Genomic DNA, 21544 nt, shown 5'->3' on the forward strand with positions numbered 1-21544 from the left:
TAACTTTACTTACCTTTCAAACGAATGGTTGTTTTTGATTTATTATTAGAGACATAGCGTATTTTTGTCTCTCATACAATTTGTGGAGAGATAAGTAGGTTGCTCGTATTCCCATTTTTATATTCTGTTTATAACCAAATGAATTCACGGCACTTTTTTATTTTATGATAATAAGGAGTTTAGGATGAAAGTTGCAGTTCTCGGAGCAGCAGGTGGTATCGGTCAGGCACTCGCACTCCTCCTCAAAACCCAGCTTCCTTCAGGTTCAGAACTATCCCTTTACGATATCGCCCCTGTAACGCCGGGTGTTGCCGTCGATCTGAGCCATATTCCTACAGCCGTGAAGATCAAAGGTTATAGCGGTGAAGATGCTAAACCAGCGCTTGTTGGTGCAGATATCGTGCTGATCTCCGCGGGTGTGGCACGTAAACCTGGTATGGATCGTTCCGATCTGTTCAACGTCAATGCTGGCATTGTGCGTAATCTGGTTGAGCAAATTGCGGTTACTTGCCCGAAAGCCTGTATCGGTATCATCACCAACCCAGTGAACACGACCGTTGCGATTGCGGCCGAAGTGCTGAAAAAAGCTGGTGTATATGACAAAAACAAACTGTTCGGCGTCACTACGCTGGATATCATCCGTTCCAACACGTTCGTTGCTGAGCTGAAAGGCAAACAACCGCAGGATATTAATGTGCCGGTTATCGGCGGACACTCTGGTGTGACGATTCTGCCTCTGCTGTCTCAGGTTCCTGGTATCAGCTTCAGCGAGCAGGAAGTGGCCGATCTGACCAAGCGTATTCAGAATGCGGGTACTGAGGTTGTTGAAGCCAAAGCGGGTGGCGGATCGGCAACGCTGTCTATGGGTCAGGCAGCTGCGCGTTTTGGTCTGTCTCTGGTTCGTGCGCTGCAAGGTGAAAACGGTGTGGTTGAATGTGCATACGTTGAAAGTGATGGCAAATATGCCCGCTTCTTCGCTCAGCCGATTCTGTTAGGTAAAGACGGCGTCGCCGAGCGTAAAGACATCGGCACATTAAGCGCTTTTGAGCAAAACGCGCTTAACAGCATGTTGGATACGCTGAAGCAGGATATTGAGCTAGGCGAGACGTTCATCAAGAACTAAATACCCGTCATACTTCAAGCTGCATGTGCGTTGGCTTTCCTCGCTCACCCCAGTCACTTACTGATGTAAGTTTCTGGGGACTCACTGCGTCGCCGCCTTCCTGCAACTCGAATTATTTAGGGTATGAGCGAGTGTTAGTCATTCGCAGAATAAAAAGCCGGAGATGTTGATCTCCGGCTTTTCTTTTTTAATCGGGACGGATGAGTTTTTTTCTGTCGATAAGCTCATTGGTTTCCGGGTTGTAGTACCGGCTGGGCCAAATCTCTGAAGGGTGAATACCCAGCGCATCGGCAATAAGCCATTCCCCCTTGGGCCAAGGGCGTGAGAGCGCATTAGCTAACGTCGATGAGCTTAATCCGGCCGCTCGCGATACCGCCGCCAGCGTTGTGTTTTTCTTGCGCAGTGCAGCAATGATATCAGCGGGATGCCAGTCTTGTTTCCTTAAAATCATAATCCTTCCCTTATTTGCTATAAGACGACTGTCGATTAGTGGTATAAATAACGGATGTTAGTTATATGCCGAACTAACATGACATTATTATTTGGAAATAATATAGCATTAATTTTCCTTAAAATTCTCAATTAATTTCCAAATGAGCGCGTTTTTGTTAGGGATGGCACTATCAGGATGAAAGGCAATGAAAAAAGAGTGGTTTGCTACCAGCGAATTGGTTGGAGTCGGCGGCCTTCCGAAATCAAGACAAGGATTAAATAAACGCGCCCGCGAGGATGGATGGGAGAAGCGTCGCCGTAGAGGCGTCCAGGGAAGAGGGGTGGAATACTCAATTCACAGCTTGCCGGATACGGTAAAAAAATCCCTATTACTCGAAATCGAGCCTTCCGCCTACTCGGCGAAACAGCCTGCGGCACTGGCCGTATGGATGCAGATCTATCAACAACTATCTGAAAAAGAAAGAGATGAGTTAATCGCTTATATTTTGCGAGTCGGGGTCTCTACCACGCTGAGCCAGTTAGGCATTACACCGTCGGATGAGGAACCTATCTCATCGATGGAGATTGACTGATTCGCTACTGGCGATCTTTTTGAACGTTAATCATCAGTGATGAAAAGGAACCTGTGCTTTCTTTTCCTTTATAGCCCGTTATGTTGCCGCGGTGCTTGGTTATCGCGCTGGATTTCATCATTTCTTCTATTATTTAGGTGTATTGGTAACATGTAAGAGTTAGCGGTTTAGGTAACAATAGTCTATTATATGGAAACTTTTGGGCGAGTTGACGTAATGCCTGTTCAAAACAAACAAGGGAGTGACGAGTATGGACAAAGAGTGGTTTGCAACAAGTGAGCTGGTTGGCGTAGGTGGTTTGCCGAAATCACCGCAGGGGCTGAACAAACGGGCGCGTGACGACGGTTGGGAAAAGCGCAGGCGGAAAGGGGTTCAAGGGCGTGGTGTCGAATACTCTATTCGCAGTTTGCCAAACGAGGTCAGGAACTCCCTACTGGTAAAGGAAAATCCGCCAACCGAGTATTATCGTATAGATAATGAACCGACCCTGCTGTCATCGTGGGTGCATATCTTCCATCAACTTTCCGTTGATGAACGAAGTCGGCTGATTAATTTCATCTTGCGTGAAGGGACAATAGCAATGCTGTCTCGGCTGGATGATGTCACACTCGACCAGACTGCCTAAGTCTGGCGAAGGAGTAGCGCTGCAAGGCAGCGCTACTTATGAATCAACGATCTTATCAGATAAGAACCTTACACCACGTTAGAAATCGCGCTGTACGGCTAAGTGAGCAAGCCCTTCGAGCGCAATGCGGTGTGGCGTTTCCGGCAGCAGCTGTAGTGCGCTAATCGCCTTATCTGCCTCTTCTTCGGCACGCTGACGCGTATAATCAAGTGAACCACATTGCTGCATGGCGGCAAGAACCGGTCCCAGCAGATGGCGCCCGTTTCCTTCTTCAATCGCCTTGCGAATCATCGAACGTTGTTCTGCATTACCATGACGCATCGCGTGCAGCAGCGGCAGCGTTGGCTTGCCTTCATTGAGGTCATCACCCGTGTTTTTACCCAGCGTTTTGCCGTCTGCGCTGTAGTCGAGCAGATCATCAATTAACTGGAAGGCGGTGCCCAGGTAGCGGCCATAGTCCTGAAGCGCCTTTTCTTGCTCTGGCGTCGCGCCGGCAAGGATGGATGAAGATTGCGCTGCGGCTTCAAATAAACGCGCCGTTTTGCTGTAAATGACGCGCATGTAGCTTTCTTCAGTGATATCCGGATCGTTGCAGTTCATTAGCTGCAAGACTTCGCCTTCAGCAATCACGTTCACCGCTTCTGACATCAGCGCCAGCACACGTAACGATTCGAGGCTGGTCATCATCTGGAAGGCGCGAGTATAGATGAAATCCCCGACCAGCACGCTTGCTGCGTTGCCAAAGGCGGCATTTGCCGTCGCTTTACCTCGGCGCATGTCTGATTCGTCTACCACGTCATCATGTAGCAGCGTTGCGGTGTGGATAAATTCGATCAGTGCGGCGACAGTGACATGCTTATCACCGGTATAGTCGAGGGCTCTGGCCGCAAGGACAGCAATCATCGGGCGTATACGTTTTCCACCACCGCTGATGATGTAATGTCCAAGCTGGTTTATCAAAACGACGTCTGAATTCAGTTGTTCAAGAATGACGTTATTAACAGCTGCCATATCCTGCGCAGTTAATGTTGTAATTTGTTCTAGATTCATGGTTTGTGCCAACGTATGTCTTCAACACTGCCGTAAGATTGCTGTTGCATATCGGCAAGACGAAACTGATTGTGCCGATTGTACTTGAAAAATGAGAGAGATAAACGGCAGTTGATACGTTGTATTCTTTTTCTTCACATCCGTTGATTATGCACTTGTCATCCTCAGTATTTTTGCGTAGAATTCGCGCCCTATTATGAATATTTATAGCGTGCTCTGAAACCTATTAACGGGTGCGCGGAAAGCGGAGTTTTATATGTACGCAGTTTTCCAAAGTGGTGGTAAACAACACCGAGTAAGCGAAGGGCAAACCGTTCGCTTGGAAAAGCTGGACATCGCAACTGGTGAAGCCGTTGAGTTTGACCAAGTTCTGATGGTTGCCAACGGTGAAGAAATCAAAATCGGCGTTCCTTTCGTCGATGGCGGTAAAATCAAAGCTGAAGTTGTTGCTCATGGTCGTGGCGAAAAAGTGAAGATCGTTAAGTTCCGTCGCCGTAAACACTACCGTAAGCAAGCAGGCCACCGTCAGTGGTTCACTGACGTGAAAATTACCGGCATCAGCGCTTAAGATTAGGAGAGCGGATTAAATGGCACACAAGAAAGCTGGCGGTTCAACCCGTAACGGTCGTGACTCTAACGCACAACGTCTGGGCGTAAAACGTTTTGGCGGCGAAAGTGTACTGGCTGGCAACATCATCGTTCGTCAACGTGGTACTAAATTCCATGCAGGAACTAATGTTGGCTGCGGGAAAGATCATACTCTGTTTGCTTTGACTGATGGTAAAGTTCAGTTTGAAGTTAAAGGCCCGAAAAACCGTAAATTTATCAGCATCGTTGCTGAATAATTTTCCGCGTTAGGTCTAACGGATTTAAGCCCTGCAATTCTTTGCGGGGCTTTTTACATTCTGATTCTGAGTAAACCATCTGGATAAGTATGAATACTAAACAACAGACGGGCATCGGTCTTTGTCTGGCGCTGACTACGGCTGTTTGCTGGGGAGCGTTGCCGATAGCCATGAAACAGGTTCTGGTGGTGATGGAACCTTATACGATTGTTTGGTATCGCTTTTTCATTGCTTCCATTGGACTTGGCATTATTTTGTCATCCCGTAAGACGTTGCCACCAATGCGGGTTTTCCGGCATCGGCGCTGGTGGGTTCTGCTATTGATTGCGACGGCTGGGCTGCTGGGCAACTTTGTTTTCTTTAGCTCGTCTCTCCAATATCTGAGCCCGACGGCGTCTCAGGTTATCGGGCAGCTTTCCCCCGTAGGCATGATGTTCGCCAGCGTACTTATCCTAAAGGAAAAGATGCGCGGTACGCAGGTTATCGGCGCGATCATGCTGATCTGTGGTCTGCTCCTGTTCTTTAATACCAGCCTGATTGAGATTTTTACCCGACTGACAGACTACACGTTGGGCGTGCTGCTGGGTGTTTGCGCCTCGGCGGTATGGGTATCCTATGGTGTAGCGCAGAAAGTTCTATTGCGACGTCTGACATCACAGCAGATTCTGTTTTTGTTATATGCTCTGTGTGTCGTCTTTATCACGCCTTTTGCCAAGCTTGAGGTTATTTTTCAACTGAGCAACTGGCAGCTTATTTGCCTGTTATTCTGCGGTGCGAATACGTTGATTGGCTATGGTGCGCTGGCGGAGGCAATGGCTCGCTGGCAGGCGTCGCAGGTTAGTGCGGTCATTACGCTGACGCCGTTGTTTACGTTGCTGTTTTCCGATCTGCTGGCGTTAGGGTGGCCGACTTTCTTTGCTGTGCCAGTATTGAATTGGATTGGTTACGTCGGTGCGTTTGTGGTTGTTGCTGGCGCCATGTTTTCCGCTATTGGACATCGTTTCCTTCCTAGAAAGAAAGAGCCTGTGCTGCCATTGGTCGCGAAAAAATAGCTTAAGAGAAAGTGTATTGCAGCGGTCACTGCCATCTTTTGACAGCCTGCATGTGTTGTTTATTTTTAATACAGATGAAATTATTGGAGCGGGCAGGTACAATCCGCTCCTTTGCTGGAATGCGTTCTGGTGCGTCAGTTTTTTAATGGTGAGTAGAAATACGCTACATGCCGTAAAATCAAAAGTTACGCCAAGAAGAACCAATAACAAGCCTAAAACACGTAGATATTCTCTATTGGTTTTTTGCGGAGAGAATCAATGAAGTTTGTAGATGAAGCCACAATTCTCGTTGTGGCAGGCGATGGCGGTAACGGTTGTGTCAGCTTTCGCCGTGAAAAATATATTCCCAACGGCGGTCCGGACGGTGGTGACGGCGGCGACGGCGGCGACGTTTATCTGCTGGCAGACGAAAACCTGAACACGCTGATCGACTATCGTTTTGAAAAATCCTTTCGCGCTGAGCGTGGACAAAACGGGCAAAGTCGTGACTGTACGGGTAAACGCGGCAAAGATATTACGATTAAAGTCCCTGTTGGTACCCGTGTTCTGGATCAGGGAACTGGCGAAGTGCTGGGCGATATGACGCGCCATCAGCAAAGCTTGATGGTGGCGAAAGGCGGCTGGCATGGTTTAGGTAACACGCGTTTTAAATCGTCCGTCAACCGTGCTCCTCGCCAGAAAACCAGCGGTACGAAAGGCGAAGAGCGTGAGCTGACGCTGGAACTGCTGTTGCTGGCTGACGTGGGCATGCTTGGCCTGCCTAATGCAGGTAAATCGACCTTTATCCGCGCAGTATCAGCAGCAAAGCCGAAAGTGGCAGATTATCCGTTTACCACGCTGGTGCCTAGCCTTGGTGTTGTCCGTATGGATAGCGAGCAGAGCTTTGTTGTGGCGGATATCCCTGGTTTGATTGAAGGCGCATCTGAAGGCGCTGGGTTAGGGATTCGTTTCCTGAAACACCTTGAACGCTGCCGTGTTCTGCTGCATTTGGTTGATCTGGCACCGATTGATGAGTCAGATCCGATTGAAAATGCCAAGATCATTATCAACGAGTTAGAGCAGTATGGCGCTGGCTTGGCAGAAAAACCGCGTTGGCTGGTTTTCAACAAGGTTGACTTGATCGATAAGGCTGAAGCGGAAAAACGTGCCAAAGAGATTGCGGCCGCGCTTGGTTGGGATGATAAATACTATCTGATTTCTGCAGCGAACCGTGAAGGCGTCAACCCACTTTGCTGGGATGTGATGAACTTCCTGAAAGCCAATCCTAAAGTAACGGCGATTGCCGAAAGCGCACCGGAAAAAGTGGAGTTCATGTGGGATGATTATCACCGCGAACAGCTGGCTGAAATAGAAAAAGAAGCTGAAGAAGAGTGGGATGATGACTGGGACGATGAAGATGATGAAGGCGTTGAAATCATCTATCAAAAATAATTCGTTCTTCTGCTAGTCATGTCTTACATACGCGGGCTTATCCTATCAGGGTAAGCCCGCGTTGTTCTTTTAATTGCTCTGGTAAATATCTTTATAGAGACGGCTTTCAAATCTCACCAGAGGGACGCGACGTGCGCGCTGGTCTTCTGGTGGCACGGCATAGCCGGACAGGAACTGGACGAATGCCATGCGCTGGCCGCTCGCGGTAGTAATGAATCCTGCCAGATTATATACGCCCTGCAATGCCCCGGTTTTAGCCGAAACCTTGCCATCGACGCCTGCTTCATGTAGGCCGCCACGATAACGCAGCGTGCCGTCATAGCCGGAAAGCGGAAGCATCGTGATGTAATTCAGTTCATTATCGTGCTGTGCGATGTACTGCAAGACCTGCATCATCGTTTCCGGTGAAATCAGGTTATGTCGTGACAGGCCTGAACCATCCACCACAATGCTGTTTCCTAAATCTACACCTGCCTTCTGACGCAGAATTTGTCGCACGGCATCAGCGCCAGCGCGCCATGTTCCTGGTACGCTAAAACGCTCGTGCCCAATAGTACGAAAGACCGTATCGGCAATCATGTTGTCTGATTTTTTCAGCATGATAGTGAGCAGGTCGTGCAGCGGAGGCGATTGTGTCTGGGCTAGTACGCTTCCTGCTGGGCCTGGCTGCGTCTGACGGCGAAGGCTGCCTTTAATACGAATATCTGCCTGCTGTAGCTCATCTTTAACGATAGCGCCGGCATAGCTGGCGCCATCCTGAATCGCGAATGCCAGCGGAAGCGGCTCTGTGCGCTGAACCAGACAACCTGTAAGCGTAAAGTGATTTAATTCCCCAGGGACTACATCCAATTCGCAATATTGGGTATCGGATGAACCTTTGGCCAATGTGCGGACTTCGCTGAACATTTGCACTGGATAATAGGATGCAACGCGGATAAACGCATTATCACCCGCTTTAGGCGCACTGTAGAGTGAAACAGAGAAGCAGTTGCGATCGACAATCGCAGCACTCGGAGGGGCGCTGAAACACTGTGTCATGTCGTTCCAGGGCCAGCCCGGTGCTTTATCGTGACTGGCGAACACTGAGGTGTCGATCAGCACATCACCTGCGATTTCTTGTATCCCGCGCTTTCTTAACTCTTGCACCATATTGCGTATTTGCTGGCGTTTAAGCGTAGGATCGCCGCTAAACCGTACAACGAGATTACCGTTCAGAATACTGTTGGTGACAGGCCCGTGGCTTTCCATCGTGGTGATGAATCGATAATCTGGACCCAATTGTAGTAATGCAGCTAATGCGGTTATCACCTTTTGCGTACTGGCTGGAAGCGCCATTTGTTGGCTATTGAAGGCCATACTGGGTGTTGTTGCGCCAACTTTTTGTACCAATAGCGCCAAATTGGCACCATCGGGTAAATATTGGCGATGATCCTCAACAGAAGCTGCATTGGCATGCAGAACAAAAGCGCAGGCAAGTCCGGTAACAATCGATGAAAAACGCATAATCTCAGCTAATAACGGGGTAACGTGTGGTCATACTACGGCGCAATAAGGTCTAAAGTAAACGATGACCCTCATTGAACTCTGGGGTAAAATACGTATCAAAATGCAAAGCCGCTGCTAGCCTGGAAATTTTGTTCCGGGACTGGTTGCTTTTGTTTTATGTCCAGTGAGGACTGGCACGTTGCAGAGACTCCGTCGCCTTTGATTTTTAGCGCGTCAGGATGACGATTATTCGAGTCTTACGGACTTTTTTAGAGGTATAGACAATATGAAACAATTTCCGATGACGTTGCGTGGCGCTGAAAAATTGCGCGAAGAGCTTGACCACCTGAAATCTGTGCGTCGACCTGAAATTATTGCCGCGATTGCCGAAGCACGTGAGCACGGCGATCTGAAAGAAAATGCAGAATATCATGCTGCCCGCGAGCAGCAGGGTTTTTGTGAAGGACGTATTCAAGATATTGAAGCAAAACTGTCTAACGCACAGGTTATCGATGTCACGAAAATGTCAGCGAACAACGGGCGTGTTATTTTTGGTGCGACTGTGACGGTGATGAATCTGGATAACGAAGAAGAGCAAACCTATCGAATTGTTGGCGATGACGAAGCGGATTTTAAACAGAATCTGATCTCTGTGAATTCCCCTATCGCGCGTGGCCTGATCGGCAAAGAGCAGGATGACGTTGTGGTCATCCGTACACCGGGCGGCGACGTGGAATATGAGATCCTGAAGGTCGAATATCTATAAATTTTGCCGGATTGTTGATTAAAACAGCAAAAATTGTAAAGAAAGGAAAAAGGCCGCTTGCGGCCTTTTCTCTAACCGATAGGCGTGGCACCTTTCCGTTAAAACCGAGTATCCTGAAATAAAAAGTGTTATCGTGGTAACACAATTTTACGTTCTTTTGCAGGCCGGTAGAGTACCAACGTATGGCCGATAACCTGAACGTTAGCGGCACCCGTTTCACGAACAATTGCCTCCACGATCAAGGCCTTGGTTTCGCGATCTTCTGTCGCTACTTTTATCTTGATCAGCTCGTGATGTGCCAATGCTTGTTCGATCTCAGCCAGAACACCTTCGGTGAGACCGTTATTGCCCAGCATGACAACCGGTTTTAACGGATGTGCCAAGCCTTTCAGGTGTTGTTTTTGTTTATTACTTAGGTTCATTGTCTTTTTTACTTAGGTTGGGATTGAAAACGGGTCATTCTACCGCCATCTCATAATTATAACCAATTTGACTGCTCTGATTGGTAATATGTGAGAAGTTTCTCCCCACACACGAGCGTGTTACTGAGAATAGTTGGAAAATCGATGGCGAATAAAAAGCGTTCTGCAAGTTCCAGTCGCTGGTTGCAGGAACACTTTAGCGATAAATATGTGCTGCAGGCCCAGAAAAAAGGGCTGCGCTCACGTGCTTGGTTTAAACTTGACGAAATACAGCAAGGCGACAAACTGTTTAAACCCGGTATGACAGTTGTGGATTTAGGCGCAGCACCTGGCGGCTGGTCACAGTATGTGGTCACGCAAATAGGTGGAAATGGTCGAATTATCGCGTGTGATATTTTACCGATGGATCCGATTGTCGGCGTCGATTTCCTGCAAGGGGACTTTCGTGATGAACTGGTCCTCAAAGCCTTGCTCGAAAGGGTTGGCGATAGCAAAGTTCAGGTGGTGATGTCTGACATGGCCCCTAACATGAGTGGTACTCCAGCTGTTGATATTCCGAAGTCGATGTATCTGGTTGAATTAGCACTTGATATGTGTCGAGATGTATTAGCACCAGGCGGAAGTTTCCTGGTGAAAGTGTTTCAGGGAGAAGGTTTTGATGAATACCTGCGGGAAATTCGCTCCCTGTTTACGAAAGTGAAAATTCGTAAACCAGACGCCTCACGTGCTCGGTCTCGTGAAGTGTATATTGTAGCGACAGGGCGCAAACTGTAGTACCCTAACGCTGTTTTTTAACACAGTTGTAATATGAGGTTAATCCCTTGAGTGACATGGCGAAAAACCTAATTCTCTGGTTAGTCATCGCAGTGGTGTTGATGTCTGTTTTCCAGAGCTTTGGGCCCAGCGAGTCGAATGGCCGTAGGGTGGATTATTCAACCTTCTTGACTGAAGTGAATCAGGATCAGGTCCGTGAAGCACGTATTAACGGGCGTGAGATAAGTGTTATCAAAAAAGACAGCAACAGATACACGACTTATATTCCTGTCAATGACCCCAAGCTACTGGATAACCTGCTAACGAAGAACGTGAAAGTCGTTGGTGAGCCGCCGGAAGAACCGAGCTTGCTGGCTTCTATCTTTATTTCTTGGTTCCCGATGCTGTTACTGATTGGCGTTTGGATCTTCTTCATGCGTCAAATGCAAGGCGGCGGCGGTAAAGGTGCCATGTCCTTCGGCAAGAGCAAAGCGCGCATGCTGACTGAAGATCAGATCAAGACGACGTTTGCTGATGTAGCGGGTTGTGACGAAGCGAAGGAAGAGGTTAGCGAACTGGTCGAGTACCTGCGCGAGCCTAGCCGTTTCCAGAAACTGGGCGGTAAAATTCCAAAAGGCATTCTGATGGTCGGCCCGCCGGGAACAGGTAAAACGCTGCTGGCAAAAGCGATTGCCGGTGAAGCGAAAGTGCCTTTCTTTACGATTTCCGGTTCTGACTTCGTTGAAATGTTTGTCGGTGTCGGTGCTTCTCGTGTCCGTGACATGTTCGAACAGGCGAAGAAAGCCGCGCCTTGTATCATCTTTATCGATGAAATCGACGCCGTTGGCCGTCAGCGTGGCGCAGGTCTGGGCGGTGGTCACGATGAACGTGAACAAACGCTGAACCAAATGCTGGTTGAGATGGACGGATTTGAAGGCAACGAGGGCATTATTGTCATCGCCGCAACTAACCGCCCTGATGTTCTTGACCCCGCGCTGTTGCGTCCAGGTCGTTTTGACCGTCAGGTTGTGGTTGGCCTGCCAGATGTTCGCGGTCGTGAGCAGATTCTGAAAGTTCACATGCGTCGCGTACCGCTGTCTCCAGATATTGATGCGTCAGTGATTGCACGTGGTACGCCAGGCTTCTCTGGTGCAGATTTGGCTAACCTGGTTAACGAAGCCGCATTGTTCTCCGCTCGTGGTAACAAACGCGTTGTTTCGATGGTCGAATTTGAGAAAGCGAAAGACAAAATCATGATGGGTGCAGAGCGCCGTTCCATGGTTATGACTGAGAAGCAGAAAGAATCGACGGCGTATCATGAAGCTGGGCATGCGATCATTGGTCGCCTGGTGCCAGAACACGATCCGGTTCATAAAGTGACGATCATTCCGCGTGGTCGTGCGCTGGGGGTGACGTTCTTCCTGCCTGAAGGCGATGCGATCAGCGCCAGCCGTCAGAAGCTGGAAAGCCAGATCTCTACGCTGTACGGGGGTCGACTGGCCGAAGAAATTATTTATGGCGTGGAGCATGTTTCTACGGGCGCGTCCAATGACATCAAAGTGGCAACTTCGATTGCTCGTAACATGGTGACGCAGTGGGGCTTCTCTGAAAAACTCGGTCCGTTGCTCTATGCGGAAGAAGAGGGTGAGGTATTCCTCGGTCGTTCTGTGGCAAAAGCCAAGCACATGTCAGATGAAACCGCGCGTATTATCGATCAGGAAGTAAAATCGCTGATTGAACGTAACTATGTGCGTGCTCGTGAACTGTTGATGGCAAACATGGATATTCTTCACTCAATGAAAGATGCATTGATGAAGTATGAAACCATTGATGCGCCGCAGATCGATGACCTGATGGGACGTAAGAAAGAAGTACGTCCGCCAGCCGGTTGGGAAGCGTCTCGTTCTGACAACGATTCTGGTAACGGTGGCGGTACACCTAAAGCCCCTACGCCAGTGGATGAGCCGCAGACGCCTAATCCTGGTAATACGATGTCTGAGCAAGTGGACGACAAATAATCCCCCTGCGATTCATATCTGTAACTTACGAAACCCCAGCTCATGCTGGGGTTTTTTACTGGGAGTGTTCTTCGAACCACATTTCATGCTAACTACACCAGACTGCGGAGGTAAATCATGCAACTGGTCGCCAGAGACTCAACGCTGGATCTTTCCTGCCCACACATCATGGGTATTCTTAACGTCACGCCGGACTCTTTTTCCGATGGCGGTAAACACAACAAGCTCGATGCGGCATTACTGCACGTTCAGGAGATGGTTACCGCGGGGGCGACCCTGATCGATATTGGCGGTGAATCGACACGCCCCGGTGCGGTTGAGGTAAGTACGGAAGAAGAGCTGGACCGTGTGGTGCCCGCGGTTGAAGCCATTGCTAAACGCTTTGACGTATGGATATCGGTCGATACGTCAAAGCCTGAAGTGATGACGGCGTCGGCGAAGGCGGGGGCACATCTGATTAATGATATTCGCGCTTTGCAAGAACCCGGCGCTCTGGAGGCGGCCGCAGCTACAGGTTTACCAGTCTGCCTGATGCACATGCAAGGTATGCCGAGAACCATGCAGCACAAACCGCATTATGATGACCTGATGCAGGACATTGGCGATTTCTTGCAGCAGCAGATTGATCGCTGTGTGAATGCTAATATTCCGAAAAGTAAGCTATTGCTGGATCCTGGGTTCGGATTCGGTAAGAATCTTGCCCATAATTATGCGCTTCTGGCTCGCCTGAGCGAGTTACATCGTTTTGAACTGCCTCTTCTGGTTGGCATGTCGAGGAAATCCATGATTGGACAGATCCTCAACGTACCGCCTGCGCAGCGTGTTCATGGCAGCGTCGCTTGTGCGGTGATCGCGGCGATGCAGGGGGCGCAGATTATTCGCGTTCACGATGTTAAAGAAACGGCTGATGCTATGCGCATTGTTGAGGCCACCCTTTCTGCGAAGGAATGAAAAACGAGATGAGTAACCGCAAATATTTTGGTACCGATGGTATACGTGGCAAGGTTGGTGATACGCCGATTACCCCTGATTTTGTACTTAAACTGGGCTGGGCTGCGGGGAAAGTGCTAGCTCGGCATGGTTCGCGTAAAATTATTATCGGCAAAGATACCCGTATTTCTGGCTATATGCTGGAGTCTGCATTGGAAGCTGGGCTGGCAGCCGCCGGTTTATCGGCTTCTTTTACTGGCCCGATGCCTACGCCTGCGGTTGCTTACCTTACCCGCACGTTTCGTGCTGAAGCGGGTATCGTGATTTCGGCTTCTCACAATCCTTATTACGACAACGGTATTAAATTCTTCTCGATTGACGGCACCAAGCTGCCAGATGAAGTAGAAGAAGCAATCGAAGCTGAACTGGAAAAACCACTGACGTGCGTTGAGTCCTCAGAGTTAGGTAAAGCCAGCCGCATTGTTGACGCTGCCGGACGCTACATCGAATTTTGCAAAGGAACGTTCCCGAGCGAACTTAGCCTTAATGGCTTAAAGATTGTCGTCGATTGCGCCAATGGCGCTACCTATCATATCGCCCCTAGCGTATTGCGCGAGCTTGGCGCTAAAGTCATCGCGATTGGCTGTGAGCCAGATGGCATGAACATCAATGAAGAATGCGGAGCGACGGATGTCAGGCAGCTACAGGCGCGTGTGCTCGCTGAAAAAGCGGACGTTGGTCTGGCATTTGACGGCGATGGCGATCGGCTCATCATGGTCGACCATTTAGGCAACAAGGTCGATGGCGATCAGATTCTGTATATCATCGCTCGCGAAGGTTTACGCCAAGGGCAACTACGCGGTGGCGCGGTGGGCACGCTGATGAGTAACATGGGGCTTGAGGTGGCGTTAAAGCAACTGGGTATCCCGTTCGCTCGTGCAAAAGTGGGTGACCGCTATGTCTTAGAAATGATGCAGGCAAAAGGGTGGCGCATCGGGGCAGAAAACTCCGGTCATGTGATCCTGCTGGACAAAACCACGACGGGCGATGGTGTGATTGCCGGTTTGCAAGTCCTTACCGCGATAGTGAAAAACCATATGAGCCTGCATGATTTATGCAGCGGTATGAAGCTGTTTCCACAGATTCTGGTCAATGTGCGGTTTACGGGGGAACACGATCCGCTGGAAGACAAAAATGTGCAGCAGATTACGCAGGATGTGGAAAAAGAATTGGCTGGACGCGGACGGGTATTGCTGCGTAAATCCGGCACTGAGCCACTCATCCGCGTTATGGTTGAGGGGGAACATGAAGAGACGGTAATCGCGTTGGCAAATCGTATTGCCGATGCGGTAAAAGCCGTCGGTTGAAGGTTTTTTTGATTAGCCAATCAGGTATATAAGGCTTTCGATAGGTATCTTGCGTCGAAAGCCGCTGTTTTTTTCTGCAATCAACCTGTGTTGACCAAATTACCCTTGCGTACGTTACATCCTTTGGTTAGTATTCAAATCCGCTTGATAAGGGATGTTCTACGCCCTGTTTAGCGGAATGACACGCGGTTTACCGCCAGAATATAGCATCTCCATAAATCATGGAGAAAACGGTTAACGGGTACGACTATGTACGAAGCTCTATTAGTAATTTTCCTGTTAGTATCGATCGGGCTAGTTGCTTTGATCATGCTTCAGCAGGGTAAAGGTGCTGATATGGGGGCCTCGTTCGGAGCAGGTGCTTCTGCCACTTTGTTCGGTTCGGGCGGCTCTGGTAATTTCATGACCCGCATGACAGCAATACTGGCGAGCCTGTTCTTCGTTATTAGTCTCATTCTGGGCAACTTAAGTTCGCTGCAGAAAAGAGGCGGAACATGGGACAACCTGAACCAGCCAGAAAAAGCGGAGCAAACGACAACGCCTGCTGCGCCTTCAACGCCGGTGAGTGACATTCCGAAGTAAGCGTTTTAAATCAGCGATTGTGATGCCGTGGTGGTGGAATTGGTAGACACGCTACCTTGAGGTGGTAGTGCCCGATTGGGCTTACGGGTTCAAGTCCCGTCCTCGGTACCAACATAAAAAAATAGACGTCTATCGACGTCTATTTTTTTGTCTTTAATTTACTGTCTCAGCACCTTACAGGCGTACCAACTGCTTGCCAAAGTGTTTGCTGTCCAATAAGTCGATAAAGGCTTGGGGCGTGTTTTCTATTCCCTCAATAATGTTCTCTCGATATTTTAATCGCCCTTTCTCTACGGCATCCAATAGCCATGTGTTTGCTTCTGCATAGTCTTTGAACCACTCGGTGACGAGAAAAAAGCGGCTCAGCGGCGCATCGGGGAGAGAAGAAAAAAATGCCACTATGTTGGACGCGTCAACGTCAGGATCCTGATTGTATTGTGCCGCACTGCCACAGACGGGGACTCTTGCGCCTTCGTTAAGCAGTTTGGCAACGAAAAGTGAAACTCTGCCGCCAACGTTTTCAAAATAGATATCAATTCCGTTAGGGCAGGCAGCCCGCAAAGCGTGATTTAAGTCATCTTCTTTATAGTTAACACAGGCATCAAAGCCTAATGTCTCAACGACATAGCGACATTTTTCTTCGCTTCCAGCCAGACCGACAACCCGGCATCCAGCCTGTTTACCTAATTGACCGACGACGGAACCTACGCTCCCTGACGCGGCGGATACCACCAACGTTTCTCCCGCTTTGGGTTTGGCAATTTTGTTCATGCCAAAATAAGCGGAACGTCCCGGTGTGCCCACCACGCCGAGAAAAACAGAGGGTGACAGGGCCGTTGACTGCAGGCGATGCGTAATAAAATCCTGAGGCGTGCCGACATAGTATTTCTGCCAGCCTGAAAACGTGAACACACAATCTCCAACCTTAAAGTGTGGGTTCTTCGTTGCCACGACGTAGCCTACCGTTTCACCTTGAATCACTTCTCCCTGTTTGATTGGGCTCACATAGGCTGTATTTTTGTTAAGCCGTGGGCGTGTATAAAGATCAATGGATAGCCATTTGTTTTCAACCAGATATTCGCCAGGCTGTAGTGCATTGATATGGCGTTCTTCGAGCCGGAAATCCTCTAACTGTGCGGGGCCATCAGGATGACGATTCAGTACAATCAGTTTGTTTTCTAACGGGTTCATAATATTCCCTATATTTAACATTCATTATGTTATGCACTACCTGCAACGCTGATCAGGCAGCGTTATTGTGTGCGAGTGATGACCAGCGATGCTTTGGCCATCGGAAACTGAAGATCACCAGCAGTAGCGTAAGAGGCCATCCGCTGATGAGGACAAGCGTATCCATCGGCAAATCAGACTGGCGGGAAAGTAGGTAGATAATGATGGCTTTCACCAGGTAAACCAGAATCCAGACCAGTGATACCTCGTTCCAGACTCGAACGTACTGCGGTGTGCCATAAACGGGGAGTGTCTTAAGTGCTGGCGTGGCTTGTTCGGCCAATGTTTGTATGACCGGACGCCCCTTGATGCTGTAAAGGGTAAAAATGATCACGGTTGAAATTGCGCCGCTGACCGACAAAAAAACGCTCTCCTGATGGATATCAAACAGGATGACGCCTTCCAGATAAAGGTAGTGGCTAAGCCCCGATACCAGAATGAGAGCAATGATTGGCAGATAGCCTTGCCAACGGCTGATGAGTTGCAGTACACCGGAATAGATCGCGGTTATTAACAGCGCGACGCCAGCCCCCCATTGTAAAAATGCGATGTTGTAAATAACGACCGGTATGATGATGGTCAGAAGCGCATCGCGCGATACTAGATATCGCCAAACGGTTAATGACGGGGGATGGCCCATGTTTTCTCCTCACTTACGTCATAAAATCGCCGTTCTGCGTTGGAAACCGCAGACGGCGAATGTGTTATTGCCATACTTTTTTGAGCTGTTCGGCTATACGGGAAATGTGCGGTGCGTTCATCATTGAGATATGATCGCCGGACGTCGGCAGTACCGTCAGGCAACCTGAAGTGAGGCGACGCCACCCCAGCCCCGACTCTGGCAGGCGGATACGACTGGGTAAGATATCTTCCGCTTCGACGACCAGCACATCACCTGCGTAGCGTTCGCCACGGTAAGCGTCCGTCGCATAGATATGGGTTTGCAGGATATTGATAAAGTCCTGAAATGCTCCAGGCCCAATTGACTCAGGAACCAGCCCCACACGTTTAAATTCAGCCAGAAAGCGCGACGTTCGTTGCGCATTGCTCATGTTCGCAAGTGACTGTTCCGACAGATCGAAAGACGCACCGGTAAACAACGCCACTTTATGCGCAAAATACGCCAGACGTTCAGCCTCGTTCATGTTTGCTGAGCCGTCGATGTTGATCTCTGGTGCCGGTTGATCCAACACTAACACCGTCGGTGTTATGCCTTTTTTCGCGAGCTGCTGCGCCATTTCAAAAGCAATAGTTGCACCCAGAGACCATCCTCCTAATACCAGACGAGAGTGATGAACGATGTCGCCAGCTTCTGAGAGATAAAAAGCGGCAAGCGCTTTGATATCGGCGTTATAAGGCTGGTTAACGCTGAAATCGGGCACCTGAATACCATAGATCGGATAGCGCTCGCCCAATTCACGCGCCAGCCCGGAATAACACAGTACGTTACCGCCTGCTGGATGAATCAGAAGCAACGTGGGGTTATCTTCAGGCTGCCCACGATTGATCGTCACCCTTGCGGCTTGAGTCTGCGATCCCTTTTCTTCAATCACGCGGGCCAACTGGGCAATGCTGCTGTTTTCGAACAACTGCCCCAGAGACAGGGAGGTGCCGAAGTGCTGATTAACGCTCAGGATGAGCTTTAATGCGCTGAGAGAATTCCCACCAAGGGTAAAAAAGCTCTCCTGCGTATCAATCGTCTCGCTTTGCAAAATGTCGCGATAAATTTCATGCAGGTCGTGTTCACGCGGATTTTCCGGGGCATGGAATGCTACGCGCTTTTCTGCTGAGGGCAGGGGTAACGCGGCATAATTTATCTTACCGCTGGCGGTTAATGGCATCGCGTCTAGCCATACCCAGCGTTCTGGCTGCATATAGTCTGGCAGTTTTTTTTGCAGCGCCGTTTTTACTGTGGCATGACTGGGTTCATCAATGCCGCACAGGTACGCGGTTAAGACGGTTTCCCCGTGGTGCAGCGTGTTTTGTTTAATAGCAACGTGGGTCGCATTAGCAACCTGTTGCAATACCTGTTCGATCTCCGTCAGTTCAACACGGTAGCCGCGCACTTTCACCTGACGATCCAAGCGTCCCATAAATTCAAGATTGCCATCAGGCAGGAAACGACCTTTATCACCACTGCGATAGAGCCGCTCGCCCTCAAGGTAAGGATGAGGAATAAAGCGTGCATTATTTTGATCTGGCAGGCCAATGTACCCTTCTGCGACATGCGAACCGCCCAAATAAATTTCCCCTGGTAAGCCGGCCGGAACGAGCTGGTGATAAGGATCGAGCAGCAGAACATGGCTATCAGACAGAGGTTTACCGATAGGCAAATAGTCGCCCGAAAGGAGGCTGAGATCGTCCGGCACCGGATAGGTGGTGACACCGACGGTGCATTCGGTTGGCCCATAATGATTGAGGAGGCGGCAAGACGTTCGGAACTCGCGTACACGCTTGATGAGTGACAGAGGAACACGTTCTCCGCCGATAACCAATAACTGGCGAGGTAACAGCGCTTCAGCCTGCGGTGACGTCAATAACGTCGCTAAATGCGACGGCGTAATCTTTATGCAATCGACTGGGTATTGCGCCAGATAAGCGAATAGCTCCTGTGGGGAGCGGAGTAATTCCGTGCTGATCACGTCTAACTGACCCTGGTGAATTAGGGCAGGGAACAGCACCGTGTGTGCTAAATCGGTGGTGAAGGATGAAAACATGCCGTAGCGAGCATCGGGCGGCAGGTTGAGCACGGGCCGAATGGCCTGACAGTAGTGGCTAAGCTGCGAGTGTTTGACACGAACGCCTTTCGGTTTGCCGGAACTGCCCGAGGTATAAATGATGTAAGCTGGGCCATCCGTAACCTGTGGCGGCGATGGATTGCTTACCGGCATCCTACTGCGATTTTGTCTTACGTAGAGGCAAGGGAGCCTGTTACCGGGTGCCTGTTCGTCGATGATGACACAGCGGGCGGCGGAGTTTTGCAAGATGAACTCAACCTGCTGAGCAGGGAGATCGATATCGATTGGAACGTAGCATCCGCCTGCTTTTAACACGGCCAGAATCGCGACGACGTAATACTCGCTTTTCGGCATGAACAGCGCGACGCACTCGCCATGAGTAATGCCGTTTTTCTGGAGCTGATGAGCCAGCTGGTTTGCCCGTTCATTGAGCTGGGCATAGCTGAACGTACGGCCTTCACAACGAATCGCGATGGCATCGGGATGTTGCTGTGCCTGTTGTTCAAACTGCCGATGAACCGCAGGCGGTAACGCGTTAGCGGTTGGGCGGCATTGTGCGATTGTCGCGCGGCGTTCTTCGTCGCTTAACAGTGAGATATCCCGAACGGTTAACTGCGGCTGGGTGATTAAGGTTTCAAGAACCGTCCGCAGGTCGTTCAGCATGCGCTGGATGGTGCTGATGGAAAATAATGCGCTACTGTAGTTCATGGTGAACAGCAGGCCGTCGCTATCCTTGTCTTCTTCTACCCATAAGTTCAGATCCAGTTTTGCGGTGCCGTAATCCACTTTTAACGGCTTATATTTGAACCCACCATAGCTGCTGTGAAAATGGGGGAAGACCTGATACGTCAAGATTGCCTGAAAGATGGGATTGATCTGGGGATTACGCACATAGGTAATCTCGTCCAGAATATAATTGAACGGCACATCCTGGTATCTCAAGGTTTCTTCACACTCGGCGCGCGCGCCCTCAATCAGGGAGGCGACACTGGCATTAGGATCGATATCAAAACGTAATGGCAGGGTATTCATGAATAGCCCCATCATGTTTTGCGTGGCAGGTAAATTTCGGTTGGCAAACGGTGCGCCGATGATGATTTCCTGCTGCCCGCTGTATTTATGCAGCAGGAGTTGGTATGCCGTGAGGATAACGTGGAATTGTGTCGCCTGATGCTGTGTCGCACAGGTTTGCAAGCGCTGGCAGAAAGATGCATCAAAGAACTGGCTGGCGATTCCCCCTGTGGTGCTCATTTTGGCCGGACGCGGGTAATCCGTCGCCAGATCTAACTGCCCTGTGATGCCATCCAGCTTCTTCGCCCAGTAGGCCAGCCCGGTCTGGTATTCGCCCTCGGTATGCCACCGATCTTCCGCCAGTGCATAATCGGTGAACTGGAGCGTTTTTTCGATGGGTAATGTCCCGCCCTGCAGCAGACGAAAGTAGTTTTCCATGAGCATCTTGAAGAACACATTGACCGTCCACCCGTCGGAAATAATGTGATGAAATGTCAGGAACAGGACATAGTCGTACTGATGGGTTTTGACCATATGGAGATAAACCAAGGGGCCATTCTCCAGATCAAAAACAATGTTCCCTTTCGCCTTGGCTGTCTCCGAGACATATTTTTCAATGTCTTCTTCGCTGAATGTGGAGATATCTTCAAAGCTGAACGTGAAAGACATGTCGTCAGCAACGCACTGGCACACGTCGTTATCGACCAGCCGGAATGTCGTACGCAGAATGTCATGCTGTTGCATCAGATAGTCGAGCGTTTGCTGTACTCGCTGTGGCTCCATATCGTGCTCGATCCGGCAGGCAAGCACATAGGGATTATTGTAGACCTGGCTATCGTCAAGGTATTGGGAGAGCATCCAGATGCGCTTCTGCGCGCTGGTCATGGGGAAGTGTACTCTGCCGGGTGTCGCGTGCGGAACAATGGCTTTGCCTGAAGATGCGTTGCCCGTTTTCTTCTTTTCTCTTGCCAGCTTTTTGAGTTCATCCAGGCTAAGCGAGGTCAGTTTTGCGGTGGGAAGCTGCGTCATTATCGAGTCTCATTTTGTGACATTCGGTTTTACATTAGCGGCCGCCTTCGAGATGCATACTG

20 protein-coding genes and 1 tRNA gene are annotated in these 21544 nt (G+C 49.7%); 14 read left to right on the top strand and 7 right to left on the bottom strand.

The window, feature by feature from the left end:
- The first annotated feature begins 184 nt into the window (after positions 1-184).
- Positions 185-1123 carry a malate dehydrogenase gene (mdh, locus tag DMB82_RS03420; protein WP_102118090.1) on the top strand — a complete coding sequence of 313 codons (939 nt, stop codon included), beginning with the start codon at positions 185-187 and terminating at the stop codon, positions 1121-1123.
- 187 nt (positions 1124-1310) lie between these two features.
- Here mdh and DMB82_RS03425 read toward each other — a convergent pair whose 3' ends face one another.
- On the bottom strand, positions 1311-1574 hold the full coding sequence (locus DMB82_RS03425) for a helix-turn-helix domain-containing protein (RefSeq protein WP_039470687.1): 264 nt from the start codon (positions 1572-1574) through the stop codon (positions 1311-1313).
- A 187-nt stretch (positions 1575-1761) separates the two neighbouring features.
- Between DMB82_RS03425 and DMB82_RS03430 the strand changes: the two genes are divergently transcribed.
- Both DMB82_RS03430 and DMB82_RS03435 read left to right on the top strand, forming a co-directional pair.
- Positions 1762-2148: a DNA-binding protein gene (locus tag DMB82_RS03430; protein ID WP_102118089.1), complete on the top strand. Its 387-nt coding sequence runs from the start codon at positions 1762-1764 to the stop codon at positions 2146-2148.
- 250 nt (positions 2149-2398) lie between these two features.
- Entirely contained in the window at positions 2399-2773 is a 375-nt protein-coding gene (locus DMB82_RS03435) for a DNA-binding protein (protein WP_039485888.1), read from the top strand.
- A 78-nt stretch (positions 2774-2851) separates the two neighbouring features.
- Here the strand turns inward: DMB82_RS03435 and ispB are convergent, their stop codons facing one another.
- Positions 2852-3823: an octaprenyl diphosphate synthase gene (gene ispB / locus DMB82_RS03440; RefSeq protein WP_102118088.1), complete on the bottom strand. Its 972-nt coding sequence runs from the start codon at positions 3821-3823 to the stop codon at positions 2852-2854.
- A gap of 256 nt (positions 3824-4079) precedes the next feature.
- On the opposite strand from ispB, the gene rplU reads away from it, so the two are divergent.
- From rplU to cgtA, 4 genes are all read left to right on the top strand, one after another.
- Entirely contained in the window at positions 4080-4391 is a 312-nt protein-coding gene (rplU, locus tag DMB82_RS03445; RefSeq protein ID WP_010283026.1) for a 50S ribosomal protein L21, read from the top strand.
- 19 nt (positions 4392-4410) lie between these two features.
- Complete coding sequence (rpmA, locus tag DMB82_RS03450) at positions 4411-4668, top strand: 50S ribosomal protein L27 (RefSeq protein ID WP_005971498.1); 258 nt, start codon at positions 4411-4413, stop codon at positions 4666-4668.
- An 89-nt stretch (positions 4669-4757) separates the two neighbouring features.
- On the top strand, positions 4758-5720 hold the full coding sequence (locus DMB82_RS03455) for a DMT family transporter (RefSeq protein WP_102118087.1): 963 nt from the start codon (positions 4758-4760) through the stop codon (positions 5718-5720).
- 258 nt (positions 5721-5978) lie between these two features.
- Positions 5979-7151, top strand: coding sequence for an Obg family GTPase CgtA (gene cgtA / locus DMB82_RS03460; RefSeq protein WP_039282291.1), 1173 nt, complete (start codon positions 5979-5981; stop codon positions 7149-7151).
- A 69-nt stretch (positions 7152-7220) separates the two neighbouring features.
- Here the strand turns inward: cgtA and dacB are convergent, their stop codons facing one another.
- Positions 7221-8654 carry a serine-type D-Ala-D-Ala carboxypeptidase gene (gene dacB, locus DMB82_RS03465; protein ID WP_116155142.1) on the bottom strand — a complete coding sequence of 478 codons (1434 nt, stop codon included), beginning with the start codon at positions 8652-8654 and terminating at the stop codon, positions 7221-7223.
- Positions 8655-8922: 268 nt separating this feature from the next.
- Here dacB and greA point away from each other — a divergent pair, with 268 nt between their 5' ends.
- Positions 8923-9402 carry a transcription elongation factor GreA gene (gene greA, locus DMB82_RS03470; protein WP_095701554.1) on the top strand — a complete coding sequence of 160 codons (480 nt, stop codon included), beginning with the start codon at positions 8923-8925 and terminating at the stop codon, positions 9400-9402.
- Positions 9403-9530: 128 nt separating this feature from the next.
- Here the strand turns inward: greA and yhbY are convergent, their stop codons facing one another.
- Positions 9531-9824, bottom strand: coding sequence for a ribosome assembly RNA-binding protein YhbY (gene yhbY / locus DMB82_RS03475; protein ID WP_010283039.1), 294 nt, complete (start codon positions 9822-9824; stop codon positions 9531-9533).
- Positions 9825-9968: 144 nt separating this feature from the next.
- Between yhbY and rlmE the strand changes: the two genes are divergently transcribed.
- From rlmE to DMB82_RS03505, 6 genes are all read left to right on the top strand, one after another.
- Positions 9969-10598 (top strand): 23S rRNA (uridine(2552)-2'-O)-methyltransferase RlmE, encoded by a 630-nt coding sequence (rlmE, locus tag DMB82_RS03480; protein ID WP_116164189.1) that lies wholly within the window; start codon positions 9969-9971, stop codon positions 10596-10598.
- A 56-nt stretch (positions 10599-10654) separates the two neighbouring features.
- Positions 10655-12595, top strand: coding sequence for an ATP-dependent zinc metalloprotease FtsH (ftsH, locus tag DMB82_RS03485; protein ID WP_102118085.1), 1941 nt, complete (start codon positions 10655-10657; stop codon positions 12593-12595).
- A 117-nt stretch (positions 12596-12712) separates the two neighbouring features.
- Positions 12713-13546 (top strand): dihydropteroate synthase, encoded by an 834-nt coding sequence (gene folP / locus DMB82_RS03490; RefSeq protein ID WP_102118084.1) that lies wholly within the window; start codon positions 12713-12715, stop codon positions 13544-13546.
- An 8-nt stretch (positions 13547-13554) separates the two neighbouring features.
- Positions 13555-14892 (top strand): phosphoglucosamine mutase, encoded by a 1338-nt coding sequence (glmM, locus tag DMB82_RS03495; protein WP_102118083.1) that lies wholly within the window; start codon positions 13555-13557, stop codon positions 14890-14892.
- A gap of 249 nt (positions 14893-15141) precedes the next feature.
- Positions 15142-15474, top strand: coding sequence for a preprotein translocase subunit SecG (secG, locus tag DMB82_RS03500; RefSeq protein WP_102118082.1), 333 nt, complete (start codon positions 15142-15144; stop codon positions 15472-15474).
- A 24-nt stretch (positions 15475-15498) separates the two neighbouring features.
- Positions 15499-15585 (top strand) — tRNA-Leu (locus DMB82_RS03505).
- Positions 15586-15648: 63 nt separating this feature from the next.
- Here the strand turns inward: DMB82_RS03505 and DMB82_RS03510 are convergent.
- The 3 genes from DMB82_RS03510 to DMB82_RS03520 all read right to left on the bottom strand — a co-directional run bounded on the left by DMB82_RS03510 (position 15649) and on the right by DMB82_RS03520 (position 21482).
- Entirely contained in the window at positions 15649-16665 is a 1017-nt protein-coding gene (locus tag DMB82_RS03510; protein ID WP_102118081.1) for an NADP-dependent oxidoreductase, read from the bottom strand.
- A gap of 52 nt (positions 16666-16717) precedes the next feature.
- Positions 16718-17344 carry a hypothetical protein gene (locus tag DMB82_RS03515; RefSeq protein ID WP_116164191.1) on the bottom strand — a complete coding sequence of 209 codons (627 nt, stop codon included), beginning with the start codon at positions 17342-17344 and terminating at the stop codon, positions 16718-16720.
- Between the two features lie 64 nt (positions 17345-17408).
- The gene (locus DMB82_RS03520) at positions 17409-21482 is read right to left on the bottom strand and encodes a non-ribosomal peptide synthetase (RefSeq protein ID WP_116164193.1); all 4074 of its coding nucleotides are present in this window, start codon (positions 21480-21482) and stop codon (positions 17409-17411) included.
- Between the last annotated feature and the right edge of the window lie 62 nt (positions 21483-21544).

The organism is Pectobacterium aquaticum (assembly GCF_003382565.3).
GTDB lineage: Bacteria > Pseudomonadota > Gammaproteobacteria > Enterobacterales > Enterobacteriaceae > Pectobacterium > Pectobacterium aquaticum.

Bases quoted from the DNA above. Each gene is read 5' to 3' on its own strand.
- mdh (WP_102118090.1), top strand. From the start codon at position 185: ATGAAAGTTGCAGTTCTCGGAGCAGCAGGTGGTATCGGTCAGGCACTC.
- DMB82_RS03425 (WP_039470687.1), bottom strand. From the start codon at position 1,574: ATGATTTTAAGGAAACAAGACTGGCATCCCGCTGATATCATTGCTGCA.
- DMB82_RS03430 (WP_102118089.1), top strand. From the start codon at position 1,762: ATGAAAAAAGAGTGGTTTGCTACCAGCGAATTGGTTGGAGTCGGCGGC.
- DMB82_RS03435 (WP_039485888.1), top strand. From the start codon at position 2,399: ATGGACAAAGAGTGGTTTGCAACAAGTGAGCTGGTTGGCGTAGGTGGT.
- ispB (WP_102118088.1), bottom strand. From the start codon at position 3,823: ATGAATCTAGAACAAATTACAACATTAACTGCGCAGGATATGGCAGCT.
- rplU (WP_010283026.1), top strand. From the start codon at position 4,080: ATGTACGCAGTTTTCCAAAGTGGTGGTAAACAACACCGAGTAAGCGAA.
- rpmA (WP_005971498.1), top strand. From the start codon at position 4,411: ATGGCACACAAGAAAGCTGGCGGTTCAACCCGTAACGGTCGTGACTCT.
- DMB82_RS03455 (WP_102118087.1), top strand. From the start codon at position 4,758: ATGAATACTAAACAACAGACGGGCATCGGTCTTTGTCTGGCGCTGACT.
- cgtA (WP_039282291.1), top strand. From the start codon at position 5,979: ATGAAGTTTGTAGATGAAGCCACAATTCTCGTTGTGGCAGGCGATGGC.
- dacB (WP_116155142.1), bottom strand. From the start codon at position 8,654: ATGCGTTTTTCATCGATTGTTACCGGACTTGCCTGCGCTTTTGTTCTG.
- greA (WP_095701554.1), top strand. From the start codon at position 8,923: ATGAAACAATTTCCGATGACGTTGCGTGGCGCTGAAAAATTGCGCGAA.
- yhbY (WP_010283039.1), bottom strand. From the start codon at position 9,824: ATGAACCTAAGTAATAAACAAAAACAACACCTGAAAGGCTTGGCACAT.
- rlmE (WP_116164189.1), top strand. From the start codon at position 9,969: ATGGCGAATAAAAAGCGTTCTGCAAGTTCCAGTCGCTGGTTGCAGGAA.
- ftsH (WP_102118085.1), top strand. From the start codon at position 10,655: ATGGCGAAAAACCTAATTCTCTGGTTAGTCATCGCAGTGGTGTTGATG.
- folP (WP_102118084.1), top strand. From the start codon at position 12,713: ATGCAACTGGTCGCCAGAGACTCAACGCTGGATCTTTCCTGCCCACAC.
- glmM (WP_102118083.1), top strand. From the start codon at position 13,555: ATGAGTAACCGCAAATATTTTGGTACCGATGGTATACGTGGCAAGGTT.
- secG (WP_102118082.1), top strand. From the start codon at position 15,142: ATGTACGAAGCTCTATTAGTAATTTTCCTGTTAGTATCGATCGGGCTA.
- DMB82_RS03510 (WP_102118081.1), bottom strand. From the start codon at position 16,665: ATGAACCCGTTAGAAAACAAACTGATTGTACTGAATCGTCATCCTGAT.
- DMB82_RS03515 (WP_116164191.1), bottom strand. From the start codon at position 17,344: ATGGGCCATCCCCCGTCATTAACCGTTTGGCGATATCTAGTATCGCGC.
- DMB82_RS03520 (WP_116164193.1), bottom strand. From the start codon at position 21,482: ATGACGCAGCTTCCCACCGCAAAACTGACCTCGCTTAGCCTGGATGAA.